This is a genomic window from Catonella sp., from assembly GCF_052169795.1.
Lineage (GTDB): Bacteria > Bacillota > Clostridia > Lachnospirales > Lachnospiraceae > Catonella.
Map to the genome: position 1 here is coordinate 1 of NZ_JBQNBU010000088.1, position 8,060 is coordinate 8,060.

At 36.3% G+C, this 8,060-nt stretch carries 10 protein-coding genes; 3 read left to right on the forward strand and 7 right to left on the reverse strand.

Going from position 1 to position 8,060, the window contains the following annotated elements; genetic code table 11:
• The 6 genes from ACTTKP_RS10110 to ACTTKP_RS10135 form a co-directional block, all read right to left on the reverse strand.
• Window positions 1–720 (reverse strand): ATP-dependent metallopeptidase FtsH/Yme1/Tma family protein (locus ACTTKP_RS10110; RefSeq protein ID WP_442553781.1); only part of this gene is annotated, 720 nt, incomplete at its 3' end.
• A gap of 93 nt (window positions 721–813) precedes the next feature.
• The gene (locus ACTTKP_RS10115) at window positions 814–1,581 is read right to left on the reverse strand and encodes a type III pantothenate kinase (protein ID WP_442553782.1); all 768 of its coding nucleotides are present in this window, start codon (window positions 1,579–1,581) and stop codon (window positions 814–816) included.
• 66 nt (window positions 1,582–1,647) lie between these two features.
• On the reverse strand, window positions 1,648–2,190 hold the full coding sequence (locus ACTTKP_RS10120; RefSeq protein ID WP_442553783.1) for a DUF4358 domain-containing protein: 543 nt from the start codon (window positions 2,188–2,190) through the stop codon (window positions 1,648–1,650).
• 16 nt (window positions 2,191–2,206) lie between these two features.
• Window positions 2,207–3,181, reverse strand: coding sequence for a GDSL-type esterase/lipase family protein (locus ACTTKP_RS10125; RefSeq protein ID WP_442553784.1), 975 nt, complete (start codon window positions 3,179–3,181; stop codon window positions 2,207–2,209).
• A 117-nt stretch (window positions 3,182–3,298) separates the two neighbouring features.
• Window positions 3,299–3,979, reverse strand: coding sequence for a hypothetical protein (locus ACTTKP_RS10130; protein WP_442553785.1), 681 nt, complete (start codon window positions 3,977–3,979; stop codon window positions 3,299–3,301).
• A gap of 2 nt (window positions 3,980–3,981) precedes the next feature.
• Complete coding sequence (locus ACTTKP_RS10135) at window positions 3,982–4,380, reverse strand: response regulator (protein WP_442553786.1); 399 nt, start codon at window positions 4,378–4,380, stop codon at window positions 3,982–3,984.
• A gap of 85 nt (window positions 4,381–4,465) precedes the next feature.
• Here ACTTKP_RS10135 and ACTTKP_RS10140 point away from each other — a divergent pair, with 85 nt between their 5' ends.
• The 3 genes from ACTTKP_RS10140 (at window position 4,466) to ACTTKP_RS10150 (ending at window position 7,409) form a co-directional block, all read left to right on the forward strand.
• Window positions 4,466–5,656 (forward strand): pyridoxal phosphate-dependent aminotransferase, encoded by a 1,191-nt coding sequence (locus tag ACTTKP_RS10140; RefSeq protein WP_442553787.1) that lies wholly within the window; start codon window positions 4,466–4,468, stop codon window positions 5,654–5,656.
• 232 nt (window positions 5,657–5,888) lie between these two features.
• Window positions 5,889–6,449 (forward strand): C-GCAxxG-C-C family protein, encoded by a 561-nt coding sequence (locus tag ACTTKP_RS10145; protein ID WP_442553788.1) that lies wholly within the window; start codon window positions 5,889–5,891, stop codon window positions 6,447–6,449.
• Between the two features lie 39 nt (window positions 6,450–6,488).
• Window positions 6,489–7,409 carry a TDT family transporter gene (locus ACTTKP_RS10150; protein ID WP_442553789.1) on the forward strand — a complete coding sequence of 307 codons (921 nt, stop codon included), beginning with the start codon at window positions 6,489–6,491 and terminating at the stop codon, window positions 7,407–7,409.
• 102 nt (window positions 7,410–7,511) lie between these two features.
• Here ACTTKP_RS10150 and ACTTKP_RS10155 read toward each other — a convergent pair whose 3' ends face one another.
• Complete coding sequence (locus ACTTKP_RS10155; protein WP_442553790.1) at window positions 7,512–7,958, reverse strand: signal peptidase II; 447 nt, start codon at window positions 7,956–7,958, stop codon at window positions 7,512–7,514.
• Window positions 7,959–8,060 lie beyond the last annotated feature (102 nt).

Consider the following 8,060-nt stretch of genomic DNA (forward strand, 5'->3'; position numbering starts at 1 on the left):
TGAGAAAAACGGTACATTCGCCTCTCCTGCAACTGCCTTTGCAAGCAAGGTCTTACCTGTGCCGGGAGGGCCTACAAGTAATGCTCCCTTAGGAAGTTTTGCTCCAATTTCGGCATATTTTTTAGGATTATGCAAAAAGTCCACCATTTCACGAAGTGAATCTTTAGCCTCATCCTCACCGGCTACATCTGCAAAAGTAATTCCTGTACGCTTTTCTACATATACCTTTGCATTACTCTTTCCAACTCCCATCATTCCGCCTGCACTCTTAGAAAATGAACGGTAAATGAGATACATAACTACCCAAATTCCTACAAGGGGAAGTATATATATTGCAAAAAATTCAAGTATGCCCTGAGTTGCATCAGGAGAAGGAGAACGCACCTCAACATTCGCTTTTAAAAGCCTGCTTGCAAGATCATTATCTCCAATATACCCTGTATAATATGTAGGTGTATATAAGTCATTAGTAGAGGAATTTGGAGTAATCTCTATCTTTCCCTGCTTAAGCAGTACGGACTTTACCTTACCTTCATCTATCATCTTAACAAATTCATTGTAGCTTATTTCCCTATTTACCCCCTGTTTTATGAGGTTCATTCCATACATAAACAGTAGAAAAATTACTATAGTCGCAACTATAGTTATAATTCCTGCCTTTTTATTCATCCCTCCTCCGGAATTATCATCACCGGACCTATTATTTTTATTATCTTCCATTTAACTCCCTTTCTAAGATTTATTTACACAACTTCATTGTGTACAATTATATACATGCACAATCCAAATTGCAAGCTATACACAATTTTTTCACTATTTTCTATTCTTTTCGTAAATAATCCCAAGCCCCTTTATCAAAAGAGAGTCATCCACAACAATCTTCTTCTTACAATATGGAACTACCAGCTTCGCAAGTCCTCCTGTAGCTATTGTCAAAAGTTCCCTTCCCATTTCTTCTTCTATCCTTGTTATCATACCATCTAACATTGCAGCATTTCCATATATAGTTCCACTTTTCATGCTGTCTATGGTATTGCTTCCAATAATCTTTTTAGGTGCATCAAGGCTTATTCTTATAAGCTGTGAGGTTCCGCTTACAAGGGAGTTTAATGCTGTTACCACCCCCGGCATTATAGCCCCTCCTATAAACTGTCTTTTTTCATTTATATAGCTGAAAGTAGTAGCCGTTCCCATATCTATTATAATAAAAGGTGGTTCATACTCATCTACAGCTGCTACTGCACCTACTATGAGATCCGCCCCAAGCTGTGCCGGGTTGTCTATAACTATATTGATTCCACTTTTTATTCCGGGACCTACTATCATAGGGGACTTGCCACATACCTTCTTAACTGCATCTGCTATTGTGTCGGTTAGCTGCGGTACTACAGAAGAGATGATACAGCCTTCTACCTCAGTCGGTACCTTATCATAAAGTTCAAACAAATTTTTAAACATTATAGCATACTCAAGGCTTGTCTTACCTATATTAGTAGCAAGCCTCTCTTCAAATATCAACTTTTTCCCATCTAAACAGCCCAAAACTATGTTGCTGTTACCCATATCTACTGCAAATATCATAATTTTCTCCAATATGTAAATTTAGGACAGGAACGCTCCTTCTCAGTACGAACCTGCCCTCTTATATTAATTTTCTTCTATAATGCTCTTAGCCTTGTCAGGATCAGCCGAAACTGAAAGGTAGATGTTATTTCCTTTTCTAATAACAAATGCCTTATCAAGTCTTTTAAGTTCTTCCGGAACATAGTTCTTAAAGCTTGCCTTCTGAATCTCAATCCTTTCATTTAACAAGGTTTCTATATTTTTTGCACTTTCTTCATCAGCTGCTTCAAAGCATGCAATCTCTTCCGCAGTGCCACCTGAGCTTGATATATAAACCTTTTTAGCCTTTACCTTGTCACTAGGAAGACCCGGATAAAGAATGTCAATTGTTTCTGCCTCCGGCTCTGCAAGTTTATCATCGTACTTAATCTCATCCTTGAGCCTATCTGCCACCTTAGTTACATCCACAGCTGCTGCCTTACTGCTTGTTGCAGCGGTCTCATTCATGCTTTTAGCTGAACTCTTTGTTTCACCTTTTCCACCACAGCCATATAATACTGTTGAAGCTGTGAGTGTTAATAAAGAAAGCATTGCCACCATCTTAATTCTGTTTGTTTTTTTTCTCATTTCATCATCCTCACTCTTAATAATTCATATTTACTATATATGCAAGAATCCTCTTGCAATATTCCCTATCCATATGCACTCCGTCAGGAGTAACATTGTTTGGAAGAAAACCTTTTTTATTTGAAACAGCAGGTGATACATCCACATAAGTAACTCCAATCTCCTCTGCCATTTCTTTGATAACCTTATTAAACTTCTTTATGTTCTTCATATTAAATATCTTATCCGATTTAGACTTCTTTTCAGTAACAGGTAAAATTCCCTGAACTACTATTTCTGCATCCGGCTGTATTTCCTTTATAGCCTCTATAGTCTTCTTATATTCATCAGCAAAGATATTGGTATAAGGCCATCCTAGTTCATTTATTCCGTAACATATATATACTTTTCTATACTTTTTATCTTTAAGTGCCTCAATTACTGTAACAGTCTTACCTTTAGCATTTTTAACTACTTTTTCAGTACGTGCATTTTTTACATTCAAGCCTCTTCCTGCAAAGAAATCAGGATTCTTAAGCCCTGCATTTATCTGAAGTCCCTGTGTCCTGGAATCTCCCACAAACACAGTATCCTTATAATGCTCTTCCTCTGCACTTTTTTCGGCCGTCACGAGTTTTTTTATATCAACCTTTTTTGAATCATCAGTCTTTTTATCAACAGCTGCATTGTCCGGTTTAGTCTCTATCCCTCCCGTACTCGCACTTGCCGTCACTTTACTCTCTGTCTGTAAAGAAGAACCCTGTCCAACAACATTATTTCCCTGTAGGGTACTTCCATTATTTTCATCTGATATCGGCTGAATTACTGAACTTGCAGTCTGTGTGTGCTTAAGTGACATACCATCATCCGTAAAAAGATTTATCACTCCATAAAGCCCCATTATACCTGCTGCCATTATTGTTACAACCACTAATGCAACCAGTACTCTTCCTTCTTTTTGGCGTCTTCTTCTATAAGAATTCCTACTATTTCTATATGGATTACTGCTCATCGCTACCCTCATTTCAAATACTGATACATTTATATAATTAACCTCAAATCTCCCAGCAAAACGAGTATAAATTTGCTAATATCAATTGTCAAGCATATTTATGCTAATTTTTCTATTTTAAGATTTTTGTAAAATATACTTAATTATTTTTGACAGATATTTGTAATCTTCGTTATCTGCATTTGCTAAAACACCTAAAACCGACTCTTTCTGATAACTCTGTACCTCTTTTAAAAAATTAGTCCCATCAAGGCTTATTCCATAACCGTCTGATACAATTTTATCTCTATACAAATTAACATCGTCAAGTAATTCGGATATTTTAAGAAAAGTTCCGTTTTTAACATACTCTTCAAATGTAGGTCTTTCAGCTATTACAACATTAATATCTCCTGTCGCAAACCTAGCTACCAGTCTTTGTGTGTTGGCAATTTCATTACCTATTCCTGTTTCTTTTAAAAAATATGTATCATCAATCCATATTTCCTGCTTGCCCTCCTCAAGTTCAAGGTATTTTCCTATTTCCTTAGTCAATTCTTCAACTTTTTCATTATTCCAATAATCATTTAGTACTGCTATAGAAACTACTACATCAGGCTTTGGCTTAAGCATGGAATAAACTAATAAAACGATGACTGCAACCAAAATTACAACTCCAATCAACTTATTCCTATAATAATCATTGAAATAAGCCCATTTTTGCTTTCTGCTCATCCTCTTCCATTTATCGCCTTCATCCTCATTATCATTATGCCTGTAGATATAGGCCTCTTCATCTAAAATACTCTCTTTTTTCATATCTATTCTTCAATCAAATTAAATTTTTTGAGCATTGCTACCAACTTTTCCTGATTTATCGGCTTTCCTGCATAAGCAGTGCATCCATTTTCAAAAGCCTTTGTTACATGTCTTGTTTCACTTAGAGCTGTGGTCATAACAATTTTTACTTTATTTTCTTCAGAAATATTATTTTCTTCTTCTATTTTTCTTATCATCTTAAGTGCCTGATGTCCATCCATTTCCGGCATCATTATATCTAAACATATAAGGTCATAAGGTTCATCCATTTCCAGTGACATTGTAAATGCCTCAACCGCTTCTTTCCCATCCACCGTTATATCACATTCACCATATTTTTCAAAGAATCTAAGCATAAACTTCCTGCTGGCAAAATCATCTTCTGCAATAAGTACTCTCATATATACCTCCAAATTTCTAGTGTATCTTTTAAGATTTTATGCTATCATAATGGCAGAACGATGTCAAATAAGAAAGTGAGGATATATGGTTTCTGAGAAAATAAAAAATTTACTTGAAAACAGTTCAGTAATAAGGGCTATGTTTGAAGACGGAAAGAAAATGGCTGAAAAGTTTGGACAAGAAAATGTATATGATTTCAGTTTGGGAAACCCAAGTGTGTACCCGCCTGAAAGGCTAAAAACCATCATCAAATCCATTGTAGATAACATTCAGCCTGACTATCTTCATGGTTATATGAATAATTCCGGTTACGAAGAGGTTCGTGAAAAAATAGCACTCTCCTTAAATAAACGCTTTGGCACAGATTTTTCATTTAACAATATAATAATGACTGTTGGGGCTGCCGGAGGACTGAATGTGGCATTCAAAACCATTTTAAATCCTGATGATGAGGTACTTACATTTTCACCCTACTTTGGAGAATACAAACACTATGCCGATAACTTTGGGGCTGTACTTGTTCCCATAAAACCTAATATTGCCGGAAGTTTTAAGCCCGATATAGAGGACTTACGCCAAGCAATCACTCCTAAAACCAAGGCATTAATTGTAAATACTCCAAACAATCCTACAGGTGTAGTATACTCTGAAAATGATATTAAAGCTATTGCAGATATTCTCTCTGAAAAAAGCAAAGAAACAGGCCATACCATCTTCCTCATTTCAGATGAGCCTTACAGGGAACTTGTGTATGACGGTGTTAAAGTCCCCTATCTTACCAAATATTACAATAATACCATTGTGTGTTATTCTTATAGTAAATCTCTTTCCCTTCCGGGCGAGCGTATAGGCTATCTCGTTATCCCCAATGAGATTGAAGACTTTAGTAATATGGTTGCCGCAGCTAATACTGCTACAAGAATATTAGGCTTTGTAAATGCTCCTTCTCTTATGCAATTGGCAATAGCAGAGTGCCTTACCGAAAGTATTGATATAAGTATCTATGAAGATAACAGAAATAAACTGATGGATATTTTTGACAGGCTCGGTTTCTCTTATATATACCCTGAAGGTGCATTTTACCTTTTTATGGAAACTCCTTATGATGACCGAATTTTTGCTGAAAATGCAAAAAAAGAAAGACTGCTCCTTGTACCCGGCTCTGCCTTTGGCTGTTCCGGTTATGTGAGAATAGCCTACTGTGTAGCTCCAAAAGTCATTGATAATGCTTACGCTTCCTTTGAAAGGCTGGCTAAGAATTATAAGTATTTATAAAAGTTTCATATAACTAACTTATTATATAGCCTTTTTCTATTATATCCGGACTTTATTGTATTTTACTATTACTGCCTGAATTGACTTCTTTTTTCCATAACATTCATGTATAATAGCCATGTCACACTAATCTGTCACAAATTTCCGGAAAATCGACAATTTTAAAAATTTGTAACTATCGCTTTAAGCCTCATGAACTTAAGGCAGATTTAGTAGAAAGGCAGATAATAATATGGAAGTAAAAGTAAAAGAAGTCAGTCTTAGAAAAATACAAAAGGACGCAGAAGATAGCTATAAAGGCGGTTTTTTCTGCTGTGAGGCACTTGTCCGTTCCATCCGCGATAATTTTGAACTGGATGTTCCCGACACTGTAATAGCAATGTCTTCAGGAATGTCCGTAGGTGTTGGGCGTTCCGGCTGCCTTTGTGGAGCACTTAACGGCGGAGTGCTTGCACTCGGTTTACTTTTTGGAAGAACTGAGCCTCGTGGTCCAAAAGACCCTGAAGTTGTAAAAGTAATGGGCTTTACTCATGAACTTCATGACTGGTTCAAGGTTTATAATACTAAAAACGCTACTTGCTGTCGTGTACTTACCCGTGAATATAACATGGCAGAAGGTGAGCATAAAAGACAGTGTATATACTTTACAGGCTTATGTGCATGGAAAGTTGGAGAAATTGTCTGTCGTGAGTTAGGTGTCAAAAATATTGATGAAGACAATGAGCCAGATACCTACTGGGCTAAAGAGCGTCAGGCTGCTAAAAAGGCGGAAAAAGCTATGGTAACTGCATAATTCCGTTTGCATACTATTTCATATTAGGAGGACATCCCAATGCACAAAATCGCAAAAATGCCTATGCCGATTTGTGGGGTTATACTGGGGCTTGCTGCCTTAGGAAACCTTGTACAAAGCTATTCCGAAACTGCTCGCCTCATCTGCGGTGCTATTGCAGGTTTACTGATGATTTTATTTATTATCAGATGTGCAACTAATCCTGATAAATTCAAGGAGGATATGCGAAACCCTGTAACAGCTTCCGTATCAGGTACATTTTCAATGGCTTTAATGCTCCTTGCAGGCTATCTTAAGCCTGTAATCGGCAGTGCATCTCTTGCTATCTGGTATATAGCAATTATACTGCATTCACTTTTAATTATATATTTTACAGTTACCTTTTTATTAAAGCTAAAACTTCCACAGGTTTTTGCCAGCTGGTATATAGTTTATGTCGGAATAGTAGTTGCAGCCGTTACAGCTCCCACTTTCGACGCTAAGGGTCTTGGTGAAATTTTGTTTTGGTTCGGTTTAGTTACTTTTCTTGTACTCTTAGTACTAGTTACTATACGCTATACTAAAGAAAAAGAAATACCTTTACCTGCTAAACATCTCATCTGTATTTATGGTGCTCCTGCCAGTCTTTTGATTGCAGGATATGTACAGGCGGTAGAGTCTAAATCTCCTGCTTTCTTAATGGCATTATGGGTTCTTGCCACTCTTTTGTATGTCTTCTCATTCATACAGATGGCAAGACTTATTACAAAACCATTTTTCCCAAGCTGGGCATCATTTACCTTTCCTTTTGTAATAAGTGCAATAGCTTCTAAACAGTTTATGGCTTTTTCAAAAGACATTGAAACTCCAAAGCCATGGCTTTCACCTATTGTATTGTTCGAAACCATAATGGCTGTCTTATTAGTAGCCTATACGCTCATAAGGTTTGTTGTGTTTATACTTAAAAGTGATAATAAATAAAACAAGTTTTCTAACTAAACAGAGCTTCCGCCATTTTCAGACGGAAGCTCTGTTTTATTTACCTCATTATAACAAACTTATACATTTAAACTCGATATAAAATCATTCATCATTGCCTACAATTTCTCCAATTACGGAAACTATTGCCCCGAATATAATAACCAGGTCTGCTAAATTAAAAATCACCTTAGGTATGCCCTTGATTACAAAATAATCCGTAACTCCACCTTTCTTAATCCTGTCATAGAGATTTGAAGCTGCTGCTCCCATTAGAAGTGCAAGTCCAAATCTTTTAAGTTTTCTATGTTTCTTACCAAGGGTTAAAAGATAAACATAAGCAGTCATACCGAATATCGCAGAAACCCATGAAAGTACCCACCTCGGCCTTTCCTCAAGGTTATTCATAATAAGACCTTTATTCATAGATTTTTTGATAGTAATTAAATCTCCAAAATACTGCTCACCATCTTCTATCTTACCTTTTTCAACCTGACCTTTAATAAACTGATCAGTTAAAAATGCTCCCACACCTGAAAGTAATGATAACATAAGCTACCTCCTGAAATTTAATTTCATTAATATTTATATATCATTATACCACCATTTAATTACCACACTCAATACTGATTTCAGTAAATTTACCTAAAATGT

Bases quoted from the DNA above. Each gene is read 5' to 3' on its own strand.
- ACTTKP_RS10115 (WP_442553782.1), bottom strand. From the start codon at position 1,581: ATGATATTTGCAGTAGATATGGGTAACAGCAACATAGTTTTGGGCTGT.
- ACTTKP_RS10120 (WP_442553783.1), bottom strand. From the start codon at position 2,190: ATGAGAAAAAAAACAAACAGAATTAAGATGGTGGCAATGCTTTCTTTA.
- ACTTKP_RS10125 (WP_442553784.1), bottom strand. From the start codon at position 3,181: ATGAGCAGTAATCCATATAGAAATAGTAGGAATTCTTATAGAAGAAGA.
- ACTTKP_RS10130 (WP_442553785.1), bottom strand. From the start codon at position 3,979: ATGAAAAAAGAGAGTATTTTAGATGAAGAGGCCTATATCTACAGGCAT.
- ACTTKP_RS10135 (WP_442553786.1), bottom strand. From the start codon at position 4,380: ATGAGAGTACTTATTGCAGAAGATGATTTTGCCAGCAGGAAGTTTATG.
- ACTTKP_RS10140 (WP_442553787.1), top strand. From the start codon at position 4,466: ATGGTTTCTGAGAAAATAAAAAATTTACTTGAAAACAGTTCAGTAATA.
- ACTTKP_RS10145 (WP_442553788.1), top strand. From the start codon at position 5,889: ATGGAAGTAAAAGTAAAAGAAGTCAGTCTTAGAAAAATACAAAAGGAC.
- ACTTKP_RS10150 (WP_442553789.1), top strand. From the start codon at position 6,489: ATGCACAAAATCGCAAAAATGCCTATGCCGATTTGTGGGGTTATACTG.
- ACTTKP_RS10155 (WP_442553790.1), bottom strand. From the start codon at position 7,958: ATGTTATCATTACTTTCAGGTGTGGGAGCATTTTTAACTGATCAGTTT.